At 64.1% G+C, this 21,530-nt stretch carries 22 protein-coding genes; 15 read left to right on the top strand and 7 right to left on the bottom strand.

From position 1 onward, the window contains the following. Positions 1 to 91 precede the first annotated feature (91 nt). Positions 92 to 724: a tetratricopeptide repeat protein gene (locus AFIC_RS04135; protein ID WP_275247895.1), complete on the top strand. Its 633-nt coding sequence runs from the start codon at positions 92 to 94 to the stop codon at positions 722 to 724. Positions 725 to 804: 80 nt separating this feature from the next. Beyond that, positions 805 to 1,185 carry a hypothetical protein gene (locus tag AFIC_RS04140; RefSeq protein WP_275247896.1) on the top strand — a complete coding sequence of 127 codons (381 nt, stop codon included), beginning with the start codon at positions 805 to 807 and terminating at the stop codon, positions 1,183 to 1,185. A gap of 2 nt (positions 1,186 to 1,187) precedes the next feature. Here the strand turns inward: AFIC_RS04140 and pyk are convergent, their stop codons facing one another. Then, positions 1,188 to 2,624 carry a pyruvate kinase gene (gene pyk / locus AFIC_RS04145; RefSeq protein WP_275247897.1) on the bottom strand — a complete coding sequence of 479 codons (1,437 nt, stop codon included), beginning with the start codon at positions 2,622 to 2,624 and terminating at the stop codon, positions 1,188 to 1,190. Beyond that, complete coding sequence (locus tag AFIC_RS04150) at positions 2,621 to 3,196, bottom strand: DUF1036 domain-containing protein (protein ID WP_275247898.1); 576 nt, start codon at positions 3,194 to 3,196, stop codon at positions 2,621 to 2,623. Before AFIC_RS04150 ends, pyk begins: the two co-directional genes overlap by 4 nt. Before the next feature lie 145 nt (positions 3,197 to 3,341). Between AFIC_RS04150 and AFIC_RS04155 the strand changes: the two genes are divergently transcribed. Together AFIC_RS04155 and AFIC_RS04160 are read left to right on the top strand one after the other, a co-directional pair. Further along, positions 3,342 to 3,644 (top strand): DUF1244 domain-containing protein, encoded by a 303-nt coding sequence (locus AFIC_RS04155; protein ID WP_275247899.1) that lies wholly within the window; start codon positions 3,342 to 3,344, stop codon positions 3,642 to 3,644. Between the two features lie 176 nt (positions 3,645 to 3,820). Next, entirely contained in the window at positions 3,821 to 4,090 is a 270-nt protein-coding gene (locus AFIC_RS04160; protein ID WP_275247900.1) for a DUF2312 domain-containing protein, read from the top strand. A gap of 204 nt (positions 4,091 to 4,294) precedes the next feature. On the opposite strand, the gene AFIC_RS04165 is transcribed toward AFIC_RS04160, so the two are convergent. The 3 genes from AFIC_RS04165 to AFIC_RS04175 all read right to left on the bottom strand — a co-directional run bounded on the left by AFIC_RS04165 (position 4,295) and on the right by AFIC_RS04175 (position 10,037). Then, on the bottom strand, positions 4,295 to 5,890 hold the full coding sequence (locus tag AFIC_RS04165) for a peptidoglycan L,D-endopeptidase MepK (RefSeq protein ID WP_420833363.1): 1,596 nt from the start codon (positions 5,888 to 5,890) through the stop codon (positions 4,295 to 4,297). A 277-nt stretch (positions 5,891 to 6,167) separates the two neighbouring features. Then, positions 6,168 to 8,294: a L,D-transpeptidase family protein gene (locus AFIC_RS04170; RefSeq protein WP_275247902.1), complete on the bottom strand. Its 2,127-nt coding sequence runs from the start codon at positions 8,292 to 8,294 to the stop codon at positions 6,168 to 6,170. Between the two features lie 246 nt (positions 8,295 to 8,540). Further along, a complete protein-coding gene (locus AFIC_RS04175) occupies positions 8,541 to 10,037 on the bottom strand; it encodes a sigma-54-dependent transcriptional regulator (RefSeq protein ID WP_275247903.1) in 1,497 nt (498 codons plus the stop codon). 167 nt (positions 10,038 to 10,204) lie between these two features. Here AFIC_RS04175 and AFIC_RS04180 point away from each other — a divergent pair, with 167 nt between their 5' ends. The 9 genes from AFIC_RS04180 (at position 10,205) to AFIC_RS04220 (ending at position 17,603) form a co-directional block, all read left to right on the top strand. Next, complete coding sequence (locus AFIC_RS04180) at positions 10,205 to 12,052, top strand: M3 family oligoendopeptidase (RefSeq protein WP_275247904.1); 1,848 nt, start codon at positions 10,205 to 10,207, stop codon at positions 12,050 to 12,052. Positions 12,053 to 12,136: 84 nt separating this feature from the next. Further along, complete coding sequence (locus AFIC_RS04185; RefSeq protein WP_275247905.1) at positions 12,137 to 12,397, top strand: AbrB/MazE/SpoVT family DNA-binding domain-containing protein; 261 nt, start codon at positions 12,137 to 12,139, stop codon at positions 12,395 to 12,397. After that, complete coding sequence (locus AFIC_RS04190; RefSeq protein ID WP_275247906.1) at positions 12,394 to 12,777, top strand: type II toxin-antitoxin system death-on-curing family toxin; 384 nt, start codon at positions 12,394 to 12,396, stop codon at positions 12,775 to 12,777. The genes AFIC_RS04185 and AFIC_RS04190 overlap by 4 nt, the downstream gene beginning before the upstream one ends. Before the next feature lie 106 nt (positions 12,778 to 12,883). Then, a complete protein-coding gene (locus tag AFIC_RS04195; protein WP_275247907.1) occupies positions 12,884 to 13,036 on the top strand; it encodes an aa3-type cytochrome c oxidase subunit IV in 153 nt (50 codons plus the stop codon). 119 nt (positions 13,037 to 13,155) lie between these two features. Then, positions 13,156 to 14,283 (top strand): Re/Si-specific NAD(P)(+) transhydrogenase subunit alpha, encoded by a 1,128-nt coding sequence (locus AFIC_RS04200; protein WP_275247908.1) that lies wholly within the window; start codon positions 13,156 to 13,158, stop codon positions 14,281 to 14,283. An 11-nt stretch (positions 14,284 to 14,294) separates the two neighbouring features. Next, the gene (locus tag AFIC_RS04205) at positions 14,295 to 14,615 is read left to right on the top strand and encodes a proton-translocating transhydrogenase family protein (protein WP_275247909.1); all 321 of its coding nucleotides are present in this window, start codon (positions 14,295 to 14,297) and stop codon (positions 14,613 to 14,615) included. Between the two features lie 15 nt (positions 14,616 to 14,630). Beyond that, positions 14,631 to 16,037: an NAD(P)(+) transhydrogenase (Re/Si-specific) subunit beta gene (locus AFIC_RS04210; protein WP_275247910.1), complete on the top strand. Its 1,407-nt coding sequence runs from the start codon at positions 14,631 to 14,633 to the stop codon at positions 16,035 to 16,037. 30 nt (positions 16,038 to 16,067) lie between these two features. After that, complete coding sequence (locus AFIC_RS04215; RefSeq protein ID WP_275247911.1) at positions 16,068 to 17,168, top strand: calcium:cation antiporter; 1,101 nt, start codon at positions 16,068 to 16,070, stop codon at positions 17,166 to 17,168. Between the two features lie 51 nt (positions 17,169 to 17,219). Then, positions 17,220 to 17,603: a hypothetical protein gene (locus AFIC_RS04220; RefSeq protein ID WP_275247912.1), complete on the top strand. Its 384-nt coding sequence runs from the start codon at positions 17,220 to 17,222 to the stop codon at positions 17,601 to 17,603. An 88-nt stretch (positions 17,604 to 17,691) separates the two neighbouring features. Here the strand turns inward: AFIC_RS04220 and AFIC_RS04225 are convergent, their stop codons facing one another. After that, positions 17,692 to 17,955: a hypothetical protein gene (locus AFIC_RS04225; RefSeq protein ID WP_275247913.1), complete on the bottom strand. Its 264-nt coding sequence runs from the start codon at positions 17,953 to 17,955 to the stop codon at positions 17,692 to 17,694. Between the two features lie 3 nt (positions 17,956 to 17,958). Between AFIC_RS04225 and AFIC_RS04230 the strand changes: the two genes are divergently transcribed. Next, positions 17,959 to 19,158, top strand: coding sequence for a hypothetical protein (locus AFIC_RS04230; protein WP_275247914.1), 1,200 nt, complete (start codon positions 17,959 to 17,961; stop codon positions 19,156 to 19,158). A 109-nt stretch (positions 19,159 to 19,267) separates the two neighbouring features. Beyond that, positions 19,268 to 20,143: a hypothetical protein gene (locus tag AFIC_RS04235; RefSeq protein WP_275247915.1), complete on the top strand. Its 876-nt coding sequence runs from the start codon at positions 19,268 to 19,270 to the stop codon at positions 20,141 to 20,143. Positions 20,144 to 20,297: 154 nt separating this feature from the next. Here the strand turns inward: AFIC_RS04235 and AFIC_RS04240 are convergent, their stop codons facing one another. Then, positions 20,298 to 21,494 (bottom strand): substrate-binding domain-containing protein, encoded by a 1,197-nt coding sequence (locus AFIC_RS04240; RefSeq protein WP_275248641.1) that lies wholly within the window; start codon positions 21,492 to 21,494, stop codon positions 20,298 to 20,300. Positions 21,495 to 21,530: the final 36 nt, after the last annotated feature.

A 21,530-nucleotide genomic window follows, 5' to 3' on the forward strand; every position in this document is an offset into this window, starting at 1 on the left:
CGGACGCTGTCCGGCACCCCGTGAAATCATCACGCCTGTTTGACGCCGCTTGCCCTTTGCAGGCGGCGTTTTGCGCGTCTAGAGTCACCTTATGACCCTGCGCCAGCGTGTTGCTGTCAATGTTCCGGCCGGACTTGTTTTTGCGGCGCTTCTCGCTTTCGCGCCTCCGGCTGCGCACGCCGATTCTCCTTCCAAACAGAAACTGCCGCAGGCGCCGAAGCAGCTTCCGTCCGTCCAGTCTCACGGCAAGAGCCTCGACTTCCTGTTCGATGCATTGAAGGCCGCGCCCGACGAGGACAGCGCCCGCGCGGTCGAGGCGCGGATCTGGGCGATCTGGATGAAGACGCCGAGCGACACCGTCGCGCTCCTGATGTCGCGCGCGAGCATCGCACTGGAGAACAACGAATCCGATGTAGCACTGAAACTGCTCGACGCCATCATCAAGCTGCGCCCCGATTACACGGAAGCCTGGAACAGGCGCGCGACGCTTTATTACAAGAAGAACGACTACACCCGCGCGATGGAAGACATCGAGGAGGTACTGCGCCGCGAGCCGCGTCACTTCGGCGCGCTGGCGGGGCTGGGCGTCATTCTCGAGGAGATCGGCGACGACAAGCACGCGCTGGAGGTGTTCCGCCGCGCGCTCGCCATCAATCCGCACCTCGACAAGGTGCCAGACATGGTGAAGAGCCTCACCGAAAAGGTCGAAGGCCGCGATATCTGAAATCGTGGATGAACCGCCGCTCCGCTTCATACGCGGCGGCGGTTTTGCTATGTCTCGGCTTTATTTGAGGGGATTGCATCATGAGAGCTTCGTCGCTCAGTTTTCTTGTCGCCGCCTTGATCCTCGCCCTCGGAATGATCTGGGGCCTTGCGATGGCGATCTCGCAGAATCATTCAACCTTGACGGCCCACGCCCATCTCAACCTGCTCGGCTGGGTGTCTTTGTTTCTGTTCGGACTGTTCTATCGCCTGCATCCCGTGCTCGATGTCGCGCGGGTGGCGCGCTTGCAGGTGATGGTCTGGGTCGCCGGGACCATCGTGATGGTGATCGGTGTCGCGATGATCCATATGGGCAGGCACGAGGGCGAGCCATTGGCCGGAGCGGGCTCGATCATGGTGCTGGGGAGCGTGGTGCTGTTCGTCTGGCAGGTGATCCGCTTCGAGCGGGCGCGCGCCGCCTGAAATCAGATATTGGCGTCGCTGTCCGCGCCGATGGTGGCGATGCGGACCATGTTGGTGGTACCCGGCGTGCCGAACGGCACGCCCGCGACGACGATGACGCGCTCGCCCGCCTTGGCGAAGCCGTCGCGATAGGCGATGCGCCCGGCGCGCTGGATCATGTCGTCGCCGTCCTGCGCGTCATCGGCCACCACGCAATGCACGCCCCATAACAGGGCCAGTTTTCGCGCGACCACGGCGTTGGGCGTGATCGCGACGATCGGACAGCGCGGCCGCTCGCGCGCCACGCGCATCGCGGTCGAGCCCGAACTGGTCCAGCAGATGATGGCGGGCAGGTGCAGCGTCTCGGCGATCTGTCGCGCGGCGTCGGCGATGGCGTCGCCCGCGGTCGCTTCCGGCGCGGGGCGCTGCCCGTCGATCACGCTTCCGAAATTCGGATCGCGCTCCACTTCCTCGCCGATGTGATCCATCATCATCACCGCGTCGGAAGGATATTTGCCCGCCGCCGATTCCGCCGACAGCATCACCGCGTCCGCGCCCTCGAACACCGCCGTCGCGACGTCGGAGACTTCAGCGCGCGTCGGCACCGGCGAGGCGATCATCGATTCCAGCATCTGGGTGGCGATGATCACCGGTTTGCCCATGCGCCGCGCCATGCGCGTCATCTGCTTCTGCAAACCCGGCACGCGCTCCACAGGCATTTCGACGCCGAGATCGCCGCGCGCCACCATGATGGCGTCGGAGGCGTGCATGATGGCCTCAAGACGCTCGATGGCCTGCGGCTTCTCGATCTTGGACATGATCGCCGCGCGGCCGCGCACGATGCGCCGCGCCTCGTGCACATCGTCTGCACGCTGCACGAACGACAGCGCGATCCAGTCGGTGCCGGCATCGAGCGCGGCGGCGAGATCGGCGTGGTCCTTCGGTGTCATCGCCGAGACCGGCAGGTCGGTGTCGGGCAGGCTGACGCCCTTGCGGTCGGAGATGCGTCCGCCGATCACCACGCGCGTCACGGCGCGGTCGTGCGAGGTTTCCTCCGCGATCAGCCGCAGCTTGCCGTCGTCGATCAAAAGCGCGTCGCCGGGCTTCAGCGCGCGCAGGATTTCCGGATGCGGCAGGTGAACGCGGGTCTTGTCGCCGGGCGCGGGATCGGAATCGAGCGTGAAACTCTGGCCGTTGGCGATGATCGCGGCGCCCTCCTTGAAGGCGCCGAGCCGCAGTTTCGGCCCTTGCAGATCGACGAGAATGCCGATCGGGCGGTTGTAGCTGCTTTCGATATTCCGGATGGTGGCGATCAGCTCCCGCATCTTGTCATGCGAGGTATGGCTCATGTTGATGCGGAAGACGTCGGCGCCCGCTTCGAACAGCTTGCGGATGGTGGCGCTGTCGGAGGACGCAGGTCCGAGCGTTGCGAGAATCCGGACGCGGCGCAGCCGCCTCATTGCTTCGTTCCCGGTGCGGGAAGCGGGGCGGGCGTGGGCAGAATGCCGCCGGGCTGGCCCGCGCCGGGCGCGTTCGGCAACCCCGGCAAGGTGGGTTGTTGCTGGCGCTGGAGATTCTGCTCGTTGGTCTCGGTCAGTTGCACGGTCCATGACCGTTGTTCGCCGGTGTCCACCTCATAGAAGCCGGTGCGGTCGAATCCGCGCGCGAGGCAGTTCTCGGTGCCCTTGATGGTGAATTCCTTGTCGCGCGAACACATGAACGCCTGGCCGGACCATTCGCCGCCGCGATCGTAATCGAGCGCATAGATGTAATAGTACCGCGCCACCAGCGTGCCCTTGAGCAGTCTCTCGCAGGCGTGGGAGGAGATATTCCACCAGCCCTCGGTGACCCAGCCTTCGCTGTCCTTGTAGCCGAGCGCGATGCCGACGCGGCTGGAGGTGTTGTTGCACAGGCGGAAGTCGGCCCGCGCCGGCGCGGTTGACGCGCACAGGGCCGGGACGGCGAGAATCGATCCGAGGACAAGGGGCAGGAAAAGGCGCAAGGTGGGCAACCGCGAATTCACTTTCGGCATGGATGCAGGCTACTCAAAGACGGGCGCAATTCCAACCGCGCCGCACGCGGGGGGCTGGTAAAATCCGCTGCCGGGGTTATGTGCTTGGACAGGAGCGAGACAGGGCACGGGCGATCCGGGCCGGAGCCGAACAACGAGGAGCATCATGGCGATCGACAAAGCCACCCAGACCGAGCTTGAAGCCGCCGTTTTCCGCCGTCTCGTCGCGCATTTGCAGAGGCGCACCGACGTGCAGAACATCGACATGATGAATCTGGCGGGATTTTGCCGCAACTGCCTGTCGAACTGGATCAAGGACGCCGCCGACGAGCGCGGCGTGCCCATGACCAAGGACGAGGGCCGCGAGGCGATCTACGGCATGCCTTACGCCGAATGGAAGGCGAAGTACCAGACCGATGCCTCGCCGGAACAGATCGCGGCCATGAAGCAGGCCGCCGCCGGGCACTGAAGCGCTCCCGGAACACTGAAAATCGTGATGCGAACGGCCTTCTGAACATGCCCTGTGGGCATTGTGGACGGCGCGGCGCGTTGCCTTGACGCAGCCGCGTGGACTGGATGAGTGTGGCCGCGACAGACGCTTTGCCGCCCGGCCGGCGCCGCCTCATCAAAGTTCAGGAGTACCCGATGGCCACAGCCGCCGCCGTGAAGGAAGACGTCGCCCACCGTTTCGCCAAGGACCAGCTCAAGGCCATCATCGAGCGCATCGAGCGGCTGGAAGAAGAAAAAAAGACAATCTCCGACGACATTCGCGACGTCTATGCCGAAGCCAAGGGCAACGGCTTCGACGTCAAGGCGCTGCGCACCATCGTGCGCATGCGCAAGCAGGACGCCAACGAGCGCGAGGAACAGGAAACCATCCTCGAAACCTACATGCAGGCGCTCGGGATGCTGTGAGGCCGATCGAAGTATCAGGTTGGCCGAGCTAGTTTCGCATTTCAAAATTGTCATTGCCGGGCATAGCCCGTCGAAGACGGGCGTGAACGCCCTTATGACCCGGCAATCCATTATTTTTTCGTGCGATCCATATAATGAGGGTTGTCCGCTAAAGCGGACGATGGATGCGCGGGTCAAGCCCGCGCATGACATTCTGCTGTGAGCCTACCGCAGCGCCGCGGTCTGCACGAAATTCGTCGTCGGCATCGCGGCGATGGCCTGGCCGCTGAAGCGGTCGCAGGCGGGGCCGATCTGCGGATCGAGCGAGAAGGTGATCGTCACCGCGCGCGCGGGCTTCACGAAATGCGCGGCCATCGCCCTCATGTCCCAGTCGCCCATCACCGAGGTGTAGAGCGCGTTGTTGGCGCTCGGCGTCAGCACCATCGCGCGCAGCCAGATGTCGCTCGCCTGATCGGCGCTGGCGAGGCGCAGCATGGTCGCCAGCGAACGGGACTGGCCGCGCAATGTCTTGCCGACCACGGTGGTGGCATGGACGGACACCGCCGCATCGCGCGCGAGGGCCGCGATGTGCGTCGGCGGAACCGGCCCGCTCGCGGCGACGATCTTGTTGCGGTCGAGCAGTTGCGGCGCGTCATAGGCCATCGCATTGGCGACGTTTGCGGGAAGCGATGCGGTGGACTGCGGATCGGCGGCGCGCGCCTTAGCGGCGGCGATCTGTTCGGCCGAGGCGGGTTTCGGCGTCATCGCGGCGTCATCCCAGCGGACGCGGGCCTCGATCATCTCGGCCATGGTCTGCGGCTGTTTGGCTGCCCGGGCAGGTTTGGCGGGAGCGAGCGGAATTTCGGTAGGGGCCGCGGAGGCTATGCGATAGCTCGCGGTCTGCACCGGCCGTGCGCGCGGCACCGGCACGATCTCCGCGATCTTGTCCTTCACCTTCTCGGCGGCCGAGGCGATCAGGCCTGGCTTGGCGGGTGTTTCGGCGGCGGGTTCGGTCGCCGGTGTGGCGGCGGACGATTCCTCGTCATCCTCCGAGGCTTGCTTGCCCCTGAACAGCGAGGCGAGCAGGCTGCGGCTGCTTGTTGTGGTTGCTTCGTCGCCCTTGCGGCGCTGAATTTCGGCGAGCGCGAGATCGTAGCCCTTCAGCGGACGCCCATCGGTGGGGACATGGACCGTCTTGCCGTCCGGGAATACGCGCGCGAGCTGGTCGTGCGTCATGCGCGGCCAGTGGCGGATGTTGCCGGTGTCGAGATGCACGAAGGGCGAACCGGAGGTGGGGTAGAAGCCGACGCCGCCGCGTTGCAGACGAAGCCCGGCGAAGCGAATCTTTTCGAGCGGCACGCCGGGAATGAAGAAATCCATCGCATGGCCGAGCATGTGCTGGCTGAAACGCGCGACGCCGGAATGCGCCGAGCGGCGGCGCAACATCGCGTTGGTCCTGGGCGAGCGATAGGCCGAGATGATCTGGATCGGTTGTTTGGCGTCGACGTCGCGATAGACCTCCCACAGGATATCGAACAGATGCGGGTCCATCGTGGTCGAATCCTGGCTGCGCCAGTCGCGCAGGAAGTGGTTGAGCTTCTTCAATGCGTCGGCGTCGTAACGGCCGTTGCGCTTGAAGGTGACGGTGAGGTCTTCGCCGGAATGGGTGTGGTGGAATGAGAGGGTGCGGGTGTCGTTGCTGGCGGTCGCGTCATGCACCGCGCCAGCGCCCGCGAACAGCAGAAGCATAGCGGCCGCGCTCACTCGCAAGGAGTGCCGCACAGGCCAAAGGCTGCTGCCGCGTGAATGATCGCCCGCCACTTATCGTCCTGTTGGAACGCCCAGGAAGAGATCCCCGCTACCCCACGCAGCGGAGATGGTGAATTGTGTGTAACGTCGGCCGGTTAATGGAAATTTACCCCCACCCCCGATCACGCGATCGGGAGCTAACGAGCCGACTGTGGCAAAAAAGGGCCGGTATTTATACCGCGTTCTGGGTCAGGGTTAACGCAAAGGGCCCCGCTTGCGGCGGGGCCCTGATTTTATTGCGGAAGATGAAATTCCGGTGCCGGGAACCCGGCCCGAAAAATTGACGGGCCTAACGGTAGGAGCGGCGGCGGGAACGGGGTTCCGGCTCGGCCTCCGCGCGGCCCCCGCCGCCGAACAGCATCTGGAAGAAATTCGGTGCCGAGGAGCGGTCCGCGTAGCCGTCGCCCGGAATATTGATGTTGCCGGTGGGCCGTACGTAGTTCGGCTGCGAATGCGCGACGACGGTTTCGAGGTTGCGGCGGCCGCCTTCCTTCAGCAGTTTGATCATGGTCGCATCGCGGCCATAGATGTCCTTGCGGAATTCGAGCTTGCCGGCGTCGTCCACGAACGCGGTCTGGTAGGTGATGTTGACCGGGAGCGGCGTCGGCAGGTTGATGTTGATCTCGTTGTGGCCATACATGCTGCGGATTTTCTCCGGCGTGTAATGATCCTTCGGCAGCGCGATACTCAGGATCGTCGCGGCGTACTGATCCGGATTCTGCACCCGCATGCAGCCATGGCTGAACGCGCGCTCGCTCTTGGCGAACAGATATTTGTCCGGCGTGTCGTGCTGATAGACGAGGAACTTGTTCGGGAAGTTGAAGCGGATGCGGCCGAGCGCGTTGGCTTCGCCCGGCGGCTGCGAGATGCGGATGGTGCCATCGGGGTTGCGCTGGAGCTTGAGGCCCATGCGCTCAAGCACGGTCGGGTCCTGCTGCAAGGCGGGCAGGTACTCGTTGTAGATGATCGACGGCGGCACGTTCCAGGTCGGATTGACGGTGATGTACTTCATCGTCTCCGTCAGCAGCGGCGTGGCGTGCTTGCCGGGTTTGCCGACGACGACACGGGTCTTCCAGGCCGTTGCGCCATTATGCATCAACTGGAGGCTGTAATCGGGAATGTTGAGGATGACATAGGCATCGCCGAGCGCGGCCGCGCCGAGATCGCGCGGCAGCCAGCGCCAGCGCTCCATGTTGACGCGGACGATATCGATCTTGCGGTCGTTGCGCGGACCGTTGAGCGCTGCAACCGTGTGGTTGTCGAGAACGCCGGTGGCCTTGAGATCGTTCGCGCTCTGGAATTTGCGCACCGCTGCGGCGACGGTCGCGTCGTAATGGGTGTCGCTCGCATTTTCGGTGACGCCGAGCTTGGCGCGCAACGCGGGCACGCGGGCGTCGTCCATCATTGCGGGGTTCGGGTTCTTCTTGGTCGGCTTGACGAAGCGCAGCGTCTCGCCGTCGGCGATCTTGGCGGCTTCCTCGGTCTTGCCGCGCAGCTCGGCGAGCTTCGCCTTCAACTCCTTGTAGAGCTTGTGCGGCGGATTGTAGGTCTCAAGGGCCGCGCCGGCATTGCGCGCGGTCGAGACGTTGATCAGCACTTCGGCCGGGTCGGGAGAGTGCTCGGGATACTGGATGTCGCCGGACACCTGCGACCAGTGCATGCGGCCGCTCTGGGCATGGCGGGCGTAGTCGAGCACGCTTTCGGTCAGCTTCAGTTCGGCGTCGGCCTGCGCGTCAGGCGTGGCCGCGGCGGCAAAATTCGGCACCGGATAATCGTCGGCGTCGAGGCCGTCCTCATCGGCCTTCTTCAGCCGCGCGATCGCGTCGTTGGCGCGCGCCGTCGCGGCGGCGCCCTTGGTCCACAGCGGGGCGTAGTTGCGGTCCTTGTAGAAGGCTTCCACCGCCTCGCGTTCTTTCTTGCGGTCGAAATACTTCGACGCCTTCGCGGTCACCAGGCTGCGCAGCGCCTCGGCGGACGGATCGAGTGCAGCGACGGCGGGAGCGGCGGCCGGAGTTTCGGTCTTGGCGTTATCGGTCTTGACGTCATCCGGCCTGGCCGGAGCGGCGGGGGCTGTCGTGGCCGTATCGGCCTTCGCAGGCTCGGTTTTGGCGGCCTCGGCGGGTGTGGCGGCGCCGGTTTTCGGCGCGTCGGCGGCCGCCGCATTGTTGCCGGTCTTCGCATCCGCCTTGGCGGGCTCGGCGGCAGTCTTGGCCGCTTCGGACTTGAGGTCGGCGGCGGTGGGCGGCGGGACGTTCGACGTGTCAGGTGTGGGAACTGCGGCGCTGATGGCGGCGGCATCCGCTGGCTTCGCCGGGTCGGCATGGGCCAAGGTTGCGGTCCCGGTCAGCAGGAAGGTTGCCGCAACGGCTGCCAGCACGCGATCGAAACCGCTGCGGCCGGTCGAGAAGTCATGCATTATCGAGTTCCCTGAGCGAGGCTGTTTCGGCCTGAAACAGCGATGTTGTCTCATTGTTCCGGGCGCAGCGCGGCCGGTCGATTCATCGCACCATCGAGAGTGTACACGCACGGACGCAATGCGCCTAGCTTGCGCCGGAACGTGTCACGGGAAACTGACCGTACCAGCGGTGATCCGCAACCGCCCCGGCATGCTTTCTCTTGGTCTGTCACCAAGCCGCAACGGTTCGAAGGGGCGGGGCCTTTTTCAGGAGTCCCTGGTTTTCCCGGCGGGAACAGCGGCGATATCGTCCATCTTCCGGTACAGCGTGGAACGGCCGATCTTGAGCCGCCGCGCCACTTCCGACATCTGGCCACGATAATGCGAGATGGCGAAACGGATGATCTCGGCTTCCATCTCGTCGAGTGCGCGGCATTCGCCGTCCTCGTCCAGCATTGCCAGGGTGCCGTGCGGCAGGAACGCCGGTGCGGGCTGGGCGGGGGCGATGGGAATTTCATGGCCCGCAACCCGTGCGGGTTGCGCGAGCGTCAGCGGCTCGATCTCGGGGGCTGCGCCCGGGCCCGGATTGTCGCCATTGATGGCGGGAAAGTCGTCGGCCCGCAACTCCTCGCCGTCGGACAGCACGACCGCGCGATAGACCGCGTTTTCGAGCTGGCGGACATTGCCCGGCCAGTCGGCGTTGACGAGGCGGGTCATAGCGTCGGCGCCGACGCGGGCGATGGCGCGGTTTTCCTCGGCGCTGAAGCGGGCGAGGAAATGCCGCAACAGATGGGGGATGTCCTCGCGCCGCGTCCGCAGGGGCGGGATCGTCAGCGGCAGGACATGCAGGCGATAGAACAGGTCGTCGCGGAAATGCCCGGCCTTCACATGGTTGAGCAGATTGCGGTTGGTCGCCGAGATGATGCGGACATCGACCTTGACCGGCTTGCGCCCGCCGACCGCCTCGACCTCGCCCTGTTGCAGGGCGCGCAGCAACTTCACCTGCGCGGTGAGCGGCAGTTCGCCGACTTCATCGAGGAACAGCGTGCCGCCGGAAGCCTCGACGAATTTTCCGGCATGGCGTTCGGTTGCGCCGGTGAAGGCGCCCTTCTCGTGGCCGAACAGGATCGACTCCACGAGGTTATCGGGGATCGCGCCACAATTGACGGTGACGAACGGCTTGCTGGCGCGCTCCGACGAGCCGTGGATTGCGCGCGCGACCAGTTCCTTGCCGACGCCGGATTCGCCCTCGATCAGCACCGGAATCGTGGAGGACGCTGCCTTCTTGCCCATCTCCAGCACGTGACCCATCGCTTCCGAGCGGGTCACGATGTCCTTGAAGGTGAGGCGGCCCTCGCGCGAGTGGCGGATGCGCTGCAACTCGCCCTTCAGCGCACTGGCGTCGAGCGCGTTGCGCAAGCTCACCTGCAACCGCTCGATGCCGACCGGCTTGACCACGAAATCATGCGCGCCCGCGCGCATCGCGGAGACCACATTGTCGATGCCGCCATGCGCGGTCTGCACCACCACGGGGATGTGCAGACCCATCTCGCGCATCTTCGACAGGACGCCGAGGCCGTCGAGACCCGGCATCACGAGATCGAGTACCACGGCGTCGACCGTGCGCATCTCGTCCGTGAGTACCGTCATCGCGGCGTCGCCGCTTTCGACGACGATGGTCTGATAGCCGCAACGCTGCACCATGTTTTCCAGCAAACGGCGCTGGACGGCGTCGTCGTCGGCAATCAGAATGGTCGCAACCATGGTACTCCCCGCAACACGGACTATGTGATTGAATTGTCCCGAATCGGGGCACTCTCGCGCATGCGGATTAACGACCTCTTAAATACTGGGGTCGTGGTCCCGCCGCGCACCGGAGATAGCCTCGCGAATATCGAATTGGTCCGAAACGACAGAACAGGTTTGGAATAATGGCCGCACGCTCCCCCGCCGTCCGCAAATCCTCCGCCAAGACAAAGACGAAGGCGGCCACGAAAACAAAGCCGGCGAAGCTTCCCGTATGGAATCTGGGCGATCTGTACTCGTCGATCACCGCGCCGGAAATCGCGCGCGATCTCGACAAGCTCGATGCCGACTGCACAGCGTTCGAGGGGGCCACCAAGGGCAAGATCGCGGCTGCGCTGGCCAGGCCCGATGGCGGTGCCTGGCTCGCGGAGGCGGTGAAATCCTTTGAGGCGATCGACGACCTTGCCGGGCGGCTGATTTCCTATGCGGGCCTGATCCACGCCGGTGACACGGTCGATCCAGCGATCACCAAGTTCTACGGCGACGTGTCCGAGCGTCTCACCAATGCCTCGACGCATCTTTTGTTCTTCACGCTCGAACTCAACCGCATCGACGACGGACTGATCGAGCAGGCGATGCAGACGCCGGCGCTCGGGCATTATCGCCCGTGGCTGGAGGACATCCGCAAGGACAAGCCGTATCAGCTCGAGGATCGCATCGAGCAACTGTTCCACGAGAAATCGACCACCAGCTACGGCGCGTTCAACCGCATGTTCGACCAGACCATCGCGGGCCTGCGCTTCAAGGTCGGATCGAAAGAACTGGCCATCGAGCCGACGCTGAACCTGTTGCAGGATCGCGCGCCCGAGAAGCGCAAGGCGGCGGCGCAGGCGCTGGCGAAAACCTTCAAGGCCAATGAGCGCACCTTCGCCCTCGTCACCAATACGCTCGCCAAGGACAAGGAAATCTCGGACCGCTGGCGCGGCTTTCAGGACGTCGCGGATTCGCGCCATCTCGCCAACCGCGTCGAGCGCGAGGTGGTGGATGCGCTGGTGGCATCGGTGCGCGCGGCTTATCCGCGTATCTCGCATCGCTATTACGCGCTGAAGGCGCGCTGGTTCAAAAAGAAGAAGCTGGCGCATTGGGACCGCAACGCGCCGTTGCCGTTCGCGGCCAGCGGCGAGATTGGCTGGAACGATGCCAAGGCCACCATTCTGAAAGCCTATGGCGACTTCTCGCCTGAGATGGCGGGCATCGCCAAGCGTTTCTTCGACGACCGCTGGATCGACGCCCCGGTGCGTCCGGGCAAGGCGCCGGGTGCATTCTCTCATCCGACCACGCCGTCCGCGCATCCCTATGTGCTGATGAACTATCAGGGCAAGCCGCGTGACGTGATGACGCTCGCGCACGAACTCGGCCACGGCGTGCATCAGGTGCTGGCGGCGAAGCAGGGCGCGTTGATGGCGCCGACGCCGCTGACGCTGGCCGAAACCGCAAGCGTGTTCGGCGAGATGCTGACCTTCAAGCGGCTGCTCGCGCAGACCAAGAACGCGAAACAGCGTCAGGCGCTGCTCGCGGGCAAGGTCGAGGACATGATCAACACGGTGGTGCGGCAGATTGCGTTCTACTCGTTCGAGCGCGCGGTCCACACCGAGCGCCGCAACGGCGAACTCACCGCCGAGCGGCTTGGCGAGATCTGGCTGTCGGTGCAGGGCGAGAGCCTCGGGCCTGCGATCGAGATCAAGCCCGGTTACGAGACGTTCTGGATGTACATCCCGCACTTCATCCATTCGCCGTTCTACGTCTACGCCTATGCGTTCGGCGACTGCCTCGTGAACTCGCTCTATGCGGTCTATGAGCACGCGGCGGACGGCTTCGCGGCGCGCTACCTCGACATGCTCGCGGCGGGCGGCACCAAGCACTATTCCGAACTGCTCGCGCCGTTCGGGCTGGACGCCAAGGACCCGACGTTCTGGGACGGCGGCCTGTCAGTGATCGAGGGCATGATTTCCGAACTGGAGGCGATGGGGTAGGGGCGGTCCCCGCCCGGGTATGTAAAACATTTGTTGAACGGGACGCCGATCTCCGTTATACATTCCGTATAATGGAGACGAGTTATGACCGAATCCGCTCGCGACGCGAAAGCCGAAGGGAATGCCCTTCATATCCGCAAGATCGGCAACTCTGTCGGCTTGATCCTGCCCAAGGAACTGCTTGCGCGCCTGAATCTCAAGGAAGGCGACAAGGTCTATCCGCTCGAGCAGCCGGATGGCAGCCTGCGATTGTCTCCTTTCGATCCCAAACATGCCAAGACCATGGAGATCGCGCGGCAAGTGATGCGTGAATATCGCGACACGCTCGCCGCCTTGGCAAAATGAGCGAGCCGGTCTGGCTGGATATTCGGGAAATCATCGACATTCACGCCGAACAATTGGCGATGTTTGGCGGGCCTGAAGGCATTCGGGATCAGGGACTGCTCGAATCCGCAATTCTGCGGCCAGTCAATCAATGGCACTACGGACAAACCGATTTCGCTGTTCTTGCGGCTGCCTATGCCTTCGGGCTTGCCCGTAATCATCCATTTATTGATGGAAACAAGCGCATCGCATTTCAGGCGATGATGGTATTCCTGCGTATGAACGACATTCCCTTTGCCCCGAGACCGGCCGATGCGACCGCCATCATCCTCGCGCTGGCGGCGGGTGAAGTTGGCGAAGAGGGGCTGACCCGCTGGATACGGGACAACTGGCCGGGTTGAATTACGGCACCTGGGGCTATCTCCAACTTTTTGCCTAGAAGGGCCGTTGCCCTGTCCGGGCAAGTACGGTATTTCGAACACCAACCGAGTGCTGGAGGCAAGAATAATGGCGGACCACAGTGAGGTGGCCTACACGACCGCGGATGGTAACGACTATCCCGCTCACGAGGAAGCCTATGAGGGCTTTTTGAAGCTGACCAAATACACCTGCGTGACGCTGGTGGTGATTTTGGCGCTGATGGCGATCTTCCTCACCTGAATTCGTTTTTTTCCTGAACATATAACGGGATTGGAAGGAAGCGGCTGACGCCGCTTCCGCGTGCAGCAGAGGTGCGTCGTGCACCGGTCAGACGCGGCTTTGAGATCGCGGGAGGCTTTATGAAGATAGCGATTGCCAAGGAACAGGACGCGGCCGAGCCGCGGGTCGCGGCGACGCCCGACACGGTGAAGAAGTACAAGTCGCTTGGGATCGACGTCGCGATCGAGCCGGGCGCGGGCATCAAGTCCGGTCTGCTGGACGCCGACTATGAGGCGATGGGCGCCACGGTGAGCGCGGATGCGGTGAAGGACGCCGACATCGTCATCAAGGTGAAGCGCCCGACCGCGACCGAGGCTGCATCCTACAAGAAGGGTGCGCTCGCGCTGGCGATCATGGATCCCTACAACAACGAGGCCGCGCTGAAGTCGCTCGCCGACGCGGGCGTTGCGGCGTTCGCGATGGAGCTGATGCCGCGCATCACCCGCGCGCAGGTGATGGACGTGCTGTCGTCGCAGGCGAACCTCGCGGGCTATCGCGCGGTGATCGAGGGTGCCGAAGCCTTCGGTCGCGCCTTCCCGATGATGATGACGGCCGCGGGCACCGTTCCCGCCGCCAAGGTATTCGTGATGGGCGTCGGCGTTGCCGGCTTGCAGGCGATCGCGACCGCGCGCCGCCTCGGCGCGGTGGTCTCCGCCACCGACGTGCGGCCCGCGACCAAGGAGCAGGTCGAGTCGCTCGGCGCGAAATTCCTCGCGGTCGAGGACGAGGAGTTCAAGAACGCGCAGACGGCGGGCGGTTACGCCAAGGAGATGTCCAAGGAGTATCAGGCCAAGCAGGCAGCGCTCACCGCCGAGCACATCAAGAAGCAGGACATCATCATCACCACGGCTCTCATTCCGGGACGTCCGGCGCCGAAGCTCGTCACGCTCGACATGGTCAAGTCGATGAAGCCGGGCTCCGTGCTGGTCGATCTTGCTGTGGAGCGCGGCGGCAACGTCGAGGGCGCGAAGGCCGACGAGATCGCGGACGTGGGCGGCGTCAAGATCATCGGCTACACCAACCTCGCGGGCCGCGTCGCGGCGTCGGCCTCGGGCCTGTATGCGCGCAATTTGCAGGCGTTCATCGAGACGATGTTCGACAAGGAAACCAAATCGCTGGCCGTGAAGTGGGACGACGAACTGGTCAAGGCGACCGCGCTGACCAGGGACGGCGCCGTCATCCACCCGAACTTCCAGCCGAAAGCATAAGGAATACAGCCATGCATGGTATTGAGGTTGTCGACCCGTTCGTGTTCCGGCTGTCGATCTTCGTGCTCGCGGTGTTCGTGGGCTATTTCGTGGTGTGGTCGGTGACGCCCGCGCTGCATACGCCGCTGATGTCGGTGACCAACGCGATCTCCTCGGTGATCGTGGTCGGCGCGCTGCTCGCGGTCGGCGTGGCGCTGGTCGGCGACGACAACGGTCCGCTCTGGGCACGCGCCTTCGGCTTCGTCGCGCTGATCTTCGCGTGCATCAACATCTTTGGCGGCTTCCTTGTCACCCAGCGCATGCTGGCGATGTACAAGAAGAAGCAGAAGTGAGCGGGGGCCTGAGCCATGAACGCTAATCTTTCGGCCCTGCTTTATCTCGTCGCAGGCGTCCTTTTCATCCTGTCGCTGCGCGGACTGTCGAGCCCGGCGTCCTCCCGTCAGGGCAACTTCTTCGGCATGGTCGGCATGGCCATCGCGGTCGCCACCACGCTGGCGGCGCATCCGCCGGCGAGCGCAACCGGCTGGATCCTCGTGATCCTCGGCATCGCCATCGGCGGTTCGATCGGTGCCGTGATCGCCAAGCGCGTGCCGATGACGGCGATGCCCGAACTGGTCGCGGCCTTCCACTCGCTGGTCGGCATGGCCGCCGTGCTGGTCGCCGCCGGTGCGTTCTACGCGCCGACCGCGTTCGGCATCGGCACCCACGGCGCGATCCACGCCCAGAGCCTCGTCGAGATGTCGCTCGGCGTCGCCATCGGCGCCTTGACCTTCACCGGCTCGGTGATCGCGTTCCTCAAGCTCTCCGGCCGCATGAGCGGCGCGCCCATCATCCTGCCGGCGCGCCACATCATCAACATCGTGCTCGCTCTGGCGCTGGTGTTCTTCATCTACGGCCTGATCGTGTCGCAGAGCGCGGTCGATTTCTGGCTCATCACCATCATCGCGCTGGTGCTCGGCGTGCTGCTGATCATCCCGATCGGCGGCGCTGACATGCCGGTGGTGATCTCGATGCTCAACTCCTATTCGGGTTGGGCCGCGGCCGGCATCGGCTTCACCCTCGGCAACTCGGCGCTGATCATCACCGGCGCGCTGGTCGGCTCCTCGGGTGCGATCCTGTCCTACATTATGTGCCATGCGATGAACCGCTCCTTCATCTCGGTCATCCTCGGCGGCTTCGGCGCCGACGGCGGGGCTGCTGCCGCGGGCGGCGGCGGTACGGGCGAGGCCAAGCCGGTCAAGCTCGGCTCGGCGGACGACGCGGCCTTCATCATGAAGAACGCGCAGAAGGTTATCATCGTGCCGGGCTACGGCATGGCGGTGGCGCAGGCCCAGCATGCCTTGCGCGAAATGGCCGACACGCTGAAGAAGGAAGGCGTCGAGGTGAAGTACGCCATTCATCCGGTCGCGGGCCGCATGCCCGGCCACATGAACGTGCTGCTGGCGGAAGCCAACGTGCCCTACGACGAGGTGTTCGAGCTTGAGGACATCAACTCGGAATTCGCGCAGGCCGACGTGGCCTTCGTGATCGGTGCCAACGACGTCACCAACCCGGCCGCGGAAGAAGACCCGTCCTCGCCGATCTACGGCATGCCGGTGTTGCAGGTCTGGAAGGCCGGCACCGTGATGTTCATCAAGCGTTCGCTCGCCTCGGGCTATGCCGGCGTCGATAACCCGCTGTTCTATCGTGACAACACCATGATGCTGCTGGGCGACGCCAAGAAGATGACGGAGAATATCGTCAAGGCGATGTAACCTTCGCAAAAATGCGCTAGCCTCTGCGGCATGAGCGCACATAGCAACATGCCACGGTCAGCCTGGGTATATCCCACGCTGGCCGTTTTGCTGTTTGCGGCCACGGCCATTCCGTCGCTCGGCATCGGCTTTACCCATTCCGTTGCGGGACTGGTGTTTGCGGCGGTGCTGCTCGTCGTGCTGTTCGGCACGGTGTTCGCGGCGGTCCACCACGCCGAGGTGATCGCGGAGCGGGTCGGGGAGCCGTTCGGGACGCTGCTCTTGACGCTCGCTGTCACCATCATCGAGGTTGCGCTGATCGCCACATTGATGCTGGGCGAGCAGGAAGTTCCCACGCTGGCGCGCGACACCGTGTTCGCCGTGGTGATGATCGTCTGCAACGGGCTTGTCGGCGCGTGCATTTTGGCCGGCGGATTGCGCTATCGCGAGCAGGAATTCCAGATCACCGGCGTCAACGTCTATCTGTGCGTACTGACGGTGCTGGCGACCATCACGCTGGTGATGCCGAACTACACGCTGGAAACGCCGGGGCCGGTCTACTCGCACCTGCAACTTGCCTTTGTCAGCGTCGCGACGATCGTTCTCTACGGCGTGTTCCTCTACACCCAGACCATCCGCCATCGCGATTATTTCATCGGCGGGAAACAGGAAGAGAATGGCCACGCGGCCGCGTCCGGCGGTGTGCTGGTGATGAGCGTGGGGCTGCTGATTGTCTCGCTGGTGGCCGTGGTGCTGCTGGCCAAGAAGTTCTCGCTGGTGGTGGATGCCGGTGCTGCGGCCATCGGCGCGCCGCCCGCCTTCGCCGGTGTGGTCGTCGCCATGCTTGTGCTATTGCCGGAGAGCATCGCGGCGCTGTCCGCCGCCCGCAAGAACGATTTGCAGAAAAGCATCAACCTCGCGCTCGGCTCGTCGCTCGCCACCATCGGCCTGACGATTCCGGCGGTGTCCGAGGCGGCCTACCTTCTCGATAAGACGCTCGTGCTCGGCCTGCCATCACGGGATATCGTGCTGCTGGCGATGACGATGCTGGTCAGCATGATGACGTTCGGAACCGGCCGCACCAACATCCTGTTCGGGCTGGTGCATCTGGTTATTTTCGCGATCTTCCTGCTGCTGGTTTTCGTACCCTGAAGGTATGCGGCGATTGTTGCCGGTCATATCGCCCTTGGCTAAGGTGTGAGCATGATCGGGTTGCTGCGATATATTCTGGCCGGATGCCTCGTGCTTGCGTTGATCGCAAGCGGCGTGCCGCACATCCGTGTCGCGGCTGCTGCGCCGGTGCAACAGGCTGTTCACATGCATGCGGATGCGCATGCCTCTGCCGCGCAGCACGATGCAATGCCTGCCATGCATATGCATTCCGAATCCCGAGCGCCTGCGGAAAAATCCGCCGATTCCTGCAAGGACATGAAGTGTTGCGCCATGTGCGCGACAGCCTATGTCGAACCGGTGTCGCGCGCGCTGACGCCTGCCCGCATTGCGCTGGCCGTTCGTTACGGTGAGCGCGAAACAAGGCTGGCCGACGCCGCCATTTTCCCCGATCCCAGAATTCCCATCGCGGCCTGATACCGCGTCCGTAAGGGCGACGTCTCATGCCTGCGTGACCGCAGGCCAGTCAGGTCTTGAATTTGGGATCAACCAGATGCCTTTGGATTTACAATGGCGCGCGGCCGGTTGTGCCGCCACCTTGCTTGCTTTCCTCGTCTCCTCTCCGGCTTTTGCCCAGGCGGACGAGCAATCCGCGCCGCATGGCGATCACAAACATACGGACGGCATGACAATGGACATGCCGAAAGATCGCGCGGCGAAACCGGCGGCGAGGCTCGCCGGGAAAAAGCGATCGTCCTCCCATCATGCGCATGATCATCAGAAAGGCACCCGCGGCCATGAGATGGCCGGGCAGGTCATGAACGGTCATGACATGAACGGACATGACATGGGACAGATGTCGCATGCCATGGCCAGCCCTCTTGGTCCGTATGCAATGACCCGCGATGGTTCCGGCACGAGCTGGCTGCCGGACACTTCACCGCATGAGGGCATCTACCGGAAGCTGGAAGACTGGAGCGTGATGAGCCACGGGGTGGTCAATCTGATTTATGACAATCAGGGTGGTCCGCGCGGCGCACACAAGACCTTCGCCAGCGGCATGCTGATGACCATGATGCAGCGGCCGCTCGGCGACGGCACGTTCGGCGTGCGGGCGATGCTATCGCCCGAGCCTTTCATGGGCGCGAATGGTTATCCGCTGTTGCTGGCGACCGGCGAGACGGCGAATGGAACATCGCATCTGGTCGATCGCCAGCACCCGCACGACCTGTTCATGGAACTGGCGGCGACCTACAGCCAGAACCTCACCGCCAACTCCAGCGTATTCGTTTACGGCGGCCTGCCGGGCGAGCCTGCGCTCGGGCCGCCCGCGTTCATGCATCGCACCAGCGGTGCGGACAATCCGGAAGCGCCGATCAGCCATCACTGGCTCGACTCCACCCACATCACCTTCGGCGTGCTGACGGCCGGCGTGGTGATGGGCGACTGGAAGATCGAGGGATCGTCGTTTCGCGGCCGCGAGCCGGATCAGTACCGTTACGACATCGAGCGGCCCTATCTCGACAGTTTCGCGGGCCGCGTGAGCTGGAATCCGGCACGGGAATGGTCATTCCAGGTGTCGTATGGCCATCTGAATTCGCCGGAGCAACTTGCGCCCACGGTCAACGAAAACCGGCTGACGGTGTCGGGGATCTATACGACGACGTTCGGCGGCGGCAATGTCTGGAGCACGACGGTCGCGTGGGGCCGCAAGATGCTACAGCCGGGCGATGTGCTCGACGCCTGGCTGATCGAGAGCGCGCTCATCCTTCAAAATAATGTGACGCTGTTCATGCGCGGCGAGCGCGTTCAGGAGGGCGAACTGACCGAGGATATTCCGGGCCTCGAAGGGCGCCGGTTTACTGTCGGCAAGGTCAGCGTCGGCGGAATCTACGATTTCGTGCGCACCGAACACGCCAAATTCGGTCTCGGCGGCCTCGTGAGTCAGTACGCGCTTCCTCACGATCTTGTCGGTCTGTACGGCAAGAACCCCACCAGCTTCATGGTGTTTGGCCGCTTAAAGATGCTGTAACCGAACTGTGCGAATGAGGGGTCGAATTGCCACCATGCGGTCGCAGTTGATCCCTCAATCGGCCCAAAAGTTCCCGCATGCAGGCGCGGCGCGGGGAGCCTATTCGGCGATGATCAAGAAATTTCTGTCCAAATATCTTCTGGAGGTGATCCCATCCATCGTGGCGACGGTCGTCGGCGCGTACATCGTCACGAACTACATCAACGCCAAACCGCCCGCCGACAAGCCCCCGGCGGCGATGAGCGCTCCTGCGCAGGCCGCCTCCGGGACATCGAACAACGCCGAGAGCGCCGCGAAGACCGAGTCTGCCGCCAGGGCGGAAGCCAAAGCCGCCGAGGCGAAGGCGGCCGCGGAGCGGATCGCCAGCGAGAAGGCAGCTGCGGCCCGGGTTGCGGCCGAGAAGGCCGCCGCGGACAAGGCCGATGCCCGCAAGGCCGCCGAACGGCTCGCCAGCGAAAAGCGCGAGGCCGAGAAGCGGGAACTGGAGAAGAAGGAAGCCGAGAAGCGCGAGCGCGCCCTCGCCAAGGCGGCTCCCGTGGCCCGGACTCCGGCCGCCAGACCGGCCGAGGAAGCGGCGGCAACTCCCGACGCCAACGATCTGGCGCGCGCCGCCATCGCACGGCTGCGGGCCGAACAACCCGCGGCCGTGGCGCAGCCGGTTCCGAAAATGCCCGAACATCCGGTCGCTTCGGTGGTCGCGGCCCCGAGCCCTCAGCCTGCCGCGCCGCCGGTGCGTGAGGCCGACATCAGCCCCACTGCGCCGATGATGCCGCCCGCCTCAGTCGCGCCGCTGCCGACGGCTTCCATTCCCACCACGCCGCCCGTTGCGGATGTCAGCGCCTCGCATCTGGTGCCCCCCGCCGACATCCCCTCGCGTCCGCTCGATTTGCAGGCTGGCGATAGCGGCAAGAAGGATAGCGGTTCGGTCGTCTCGGACGTGATGTCGGCGACGAAGTCCGCGTTTCAGGCGGTGCTGCCGCGCTGAGGTGCAGCCTGTCCGGATTGGGCAGACTCTCCCCCCGTCATTCCCGCGAAAGCGGGAATTCACTCCCGGGACCGGGTACCGCCAGAGCCTGTCATCGGGCGGGTGAAGCCGGGCCCGGTGGCGAAGACAATGGCGGATGGTCCGATGACCGCGCCTAGCGGCGTGCTTTTTTCTTCGCGGTTTTTGCAGCGGTTTTTACGGCAGTCTTTGCGGCGATCTTTTTCCCCGGTTGAGCCCGTTTGACCGGGGGCCGCGAAGGCGCCGGTGCACCGGGATTTTCCACCATCGACTCGAAGAAATCCTTCACGGGGCTGATCTCTCCGGGATTGGACGGACTGTAGCCCGGAAGTTTGGAGACGGCGTCCCGGAATTCGTCGCCCTTCATCAGTTCCAGCAGATGATGCATCGGCACTGTGTCGAGGAAGGCGCGGTGGCAGACGAAGAAATAATCCTCCGTCACCAGCGGGATGAAATCGAGCCCGAATTGCCGCGCGGCCGCCTCGACGCCGAAGCTTGCATCCGCCATTTCACTCGCCACAAACGCCGCGACCGCCGCGTGGGTGAACTCCAGCTGGGTCTCGTGCACGGCGGAGGGGTGGATGCCGTGCAGTTCGAGCAATTGATTGAATACCTGCCGCGTGCCGGAATCGTGGTCGCGGTTCACGAAGCGGGCCTTGCGCGCGACGAGATCCTCGAGCGAGTTGATTTGCAGCGGGTTGCCGCGCTTCACCATCAGCCCCATCTCGCGCGTCACGAGGCTGATGACGCGGTCCTCGCGCGGGTCGAGCCATTCGAGGCAGGAGCGGATGTTCTGCTCGCGCAACGGGCCGCGCGGCAGATGCACGCCCGAGAGGTCGCAGGCATTCTGCGCGAGCGAGACCAGCGAGTTCTGGTTGCTGACATAGCGCAGGTCGACGCCGAGCGCGGGCAGGCGGTCGAGCATCTCGCGCAGTTTCGACACCGCGAAGCCGTGGCTTGCGTGAACGCGGATCACGGACGGCTCCTGATGCAGGAACGGCTTGATCTCGCTCGCAAGCTCCTGCGCGAGGTTCTGCAATTGCGGGCCGAGCCGCGCTTCGAGCCGCTGTCCCGCCCAGACCAGCTTCTCGCCGAACGGCGTCAGCGTCGTGCCGCGGCCGCGCTGGCGTTCAACGAGTGCTGCGCCAAAGAACGCCGACCATTGCTCGATCAGATTCCAGACGTGCCGGTACGACAGATTGGCGTGCGTGGCGGCGCTGGTGAGTTTTCCGGTCTGTCGAATCTCGTTGAGGATTCCGAGCATGACGATGGCCGCCTGCGGGCTGCCCTCCTTGCGAAACCGCCAGACCGGCTCGATTTCGATATGAAGCATCATACCTGTCCTTATGCACAATAATTCATATATCTG

The sequence above is a fragment of the [Pseudomonas] carboxydohydrogena genome, assembly GCF_029030725.1.
Classification (GTDB): Bacteria; Pseudomonadota; Alphaproteobacteria; order Rhizobiales; family Xanthobacteraceae; genus Afipia; species Afipia carboxydohydrogena.

Coding starts and splice junctions, on each gene's coding strand:
- AFIC_RS04180 (WP_275247904.1), top strand. CDS start 10,205: ATGGCCGCACGCTCCCCCGCCGTCCGCAAATCCTCCGCCAAGACAAAG.
- AFIC_RS04205 (WP_275247909.1), top strand. CDS start 14,295: ATGCATGGTATTGAGGTTGTCGACCCGTTCGTGTTCCGGCTGTCGATC.
- AFIC_RS04150 (WP_275247898.1), bottom strand. CDS start 3,196: ATGCCGAAAGTGAATTCGCGGTTGCCCACCTTGCGCCTTTTCCTGCCC.
- AFIC_RS04160 (WP_275247900.1), top strand. CDS start 3,821: ATGGCCACAGCCGCCGCCGTGAAGGAAGACGTCGCCCACCGTTTCGCC.
- AFIC_RS04195 (WP_275247907.1), top strand. CDS start 12,884: ATGGCGGACCACAGTGAGGTGGCCTACACGACCGCGGATGGTAACGAC.
- AFIC_RS04170 (WP_275247902.1), bottom strand. CDS start 8,294: ATGCATGACTTCTCGACCGGCCGCAGCGGTTTCGATCGCGTGCTGGCA.
- AFIC_RS04235 (WP_275247915.1), top strand. CDS start 19,268: ATGATCAAGAAATTTCTGTCCAAATATCTTCTGGAGGTGATCCCATCC.
- AFIC_RS04200 (WP_275247908.1), top strand. CDS start 13,156: ATGAAGATAGCGATTGCCAAGGAACAGGACGCGGCCGAGCCGCGGGTC.
- AFIC_RS04215 (WP_275247911.1), top strand. CDS start 16,068: ATGAGCGCACATAGCAACATGCCACGGTCAGCCTGGGTATATCCCACG.
- pyk (WP_275247897.1), bottom strand. CDS start 2,624: ATGAGGCGGCTGCGCCGCGTCCGGATTCTCGCAACGCTCGGACCTGCG.
- AFIC_RS04185 (WP_275247905.1), top strand. CDS start 12,137: ATGACCGAATCCGCTCGCGACGCGAAAGCCGAAGGGAATGCCCTTCAT.
- AFIC_RS04210 (WP_275247910.1), top strand. CDS start 14,631: ATGAACGCTAATCTTTCGGCCCTGCTTTATCTCGTCGCAGGCGTCCTT.
- AFIC_RS04190 (WP_275247906.1), top strand. CDS start 12,394: ATGAGCGAGCCGGTCTGGCTGGATATTCGGGAAATCATCGACATTCAC.
- AFIC_RS04140 (WP_275247896.1), top strand. CDS start 805: ATGAGAGCTTCGTCGCTCAGTTTTCTTGTCGCCGCCTTGATCCTCGCC.
- AFIC_RS04220 (WP_275247912.1), top strand. CDS start 17,220: ATGATCGGGTTGCTGCGATATATTCTGGCCGGATGCCTCGTGCTTGCG.
- AFIC_RS04175 (WP_275247903.1), bottom strand. CDS start 10,037: ATGGTTGCGACCATTCTGATTGCCGACGACGACGCCGTCCAGCGCCGT.
- AFIC_RS04155 (WP_275247899.1), top strand. CDS start 3,342: ATGGCGATCGACAAAGCCACCCAGACCGAGCTTGAAGCCGCCGTTTTC.
- AFIC_RS04230 (WP_275247914.1), top strand. CDS start 17,959: ATGAACGGACATGACATGGGACAGATGTCGCATGCCATGGCCAGCCCT.
- AFIC_RS04225 (WP_275247913.1), bottom strand. CDS start 17,955: ATGACCGTTCATGACCTGCCCGGCCATCTCATGGCCGCGGGTGCCTTT.
- AFIC_RS04135 (WP_275247895.1), top strand. CDS start 92: ATGACCCTGCGCCAGCGTGTTGCTGTCAATGTTCCGGCCGGACTTGTT.
- AFIC_RS04240 (WP_275248641.1), bottom strand. CDS start 21,494: ATGCTTCATATCGAAATCGAGCCGGTCTGGCGGTTTCGCAAGGAGGGC.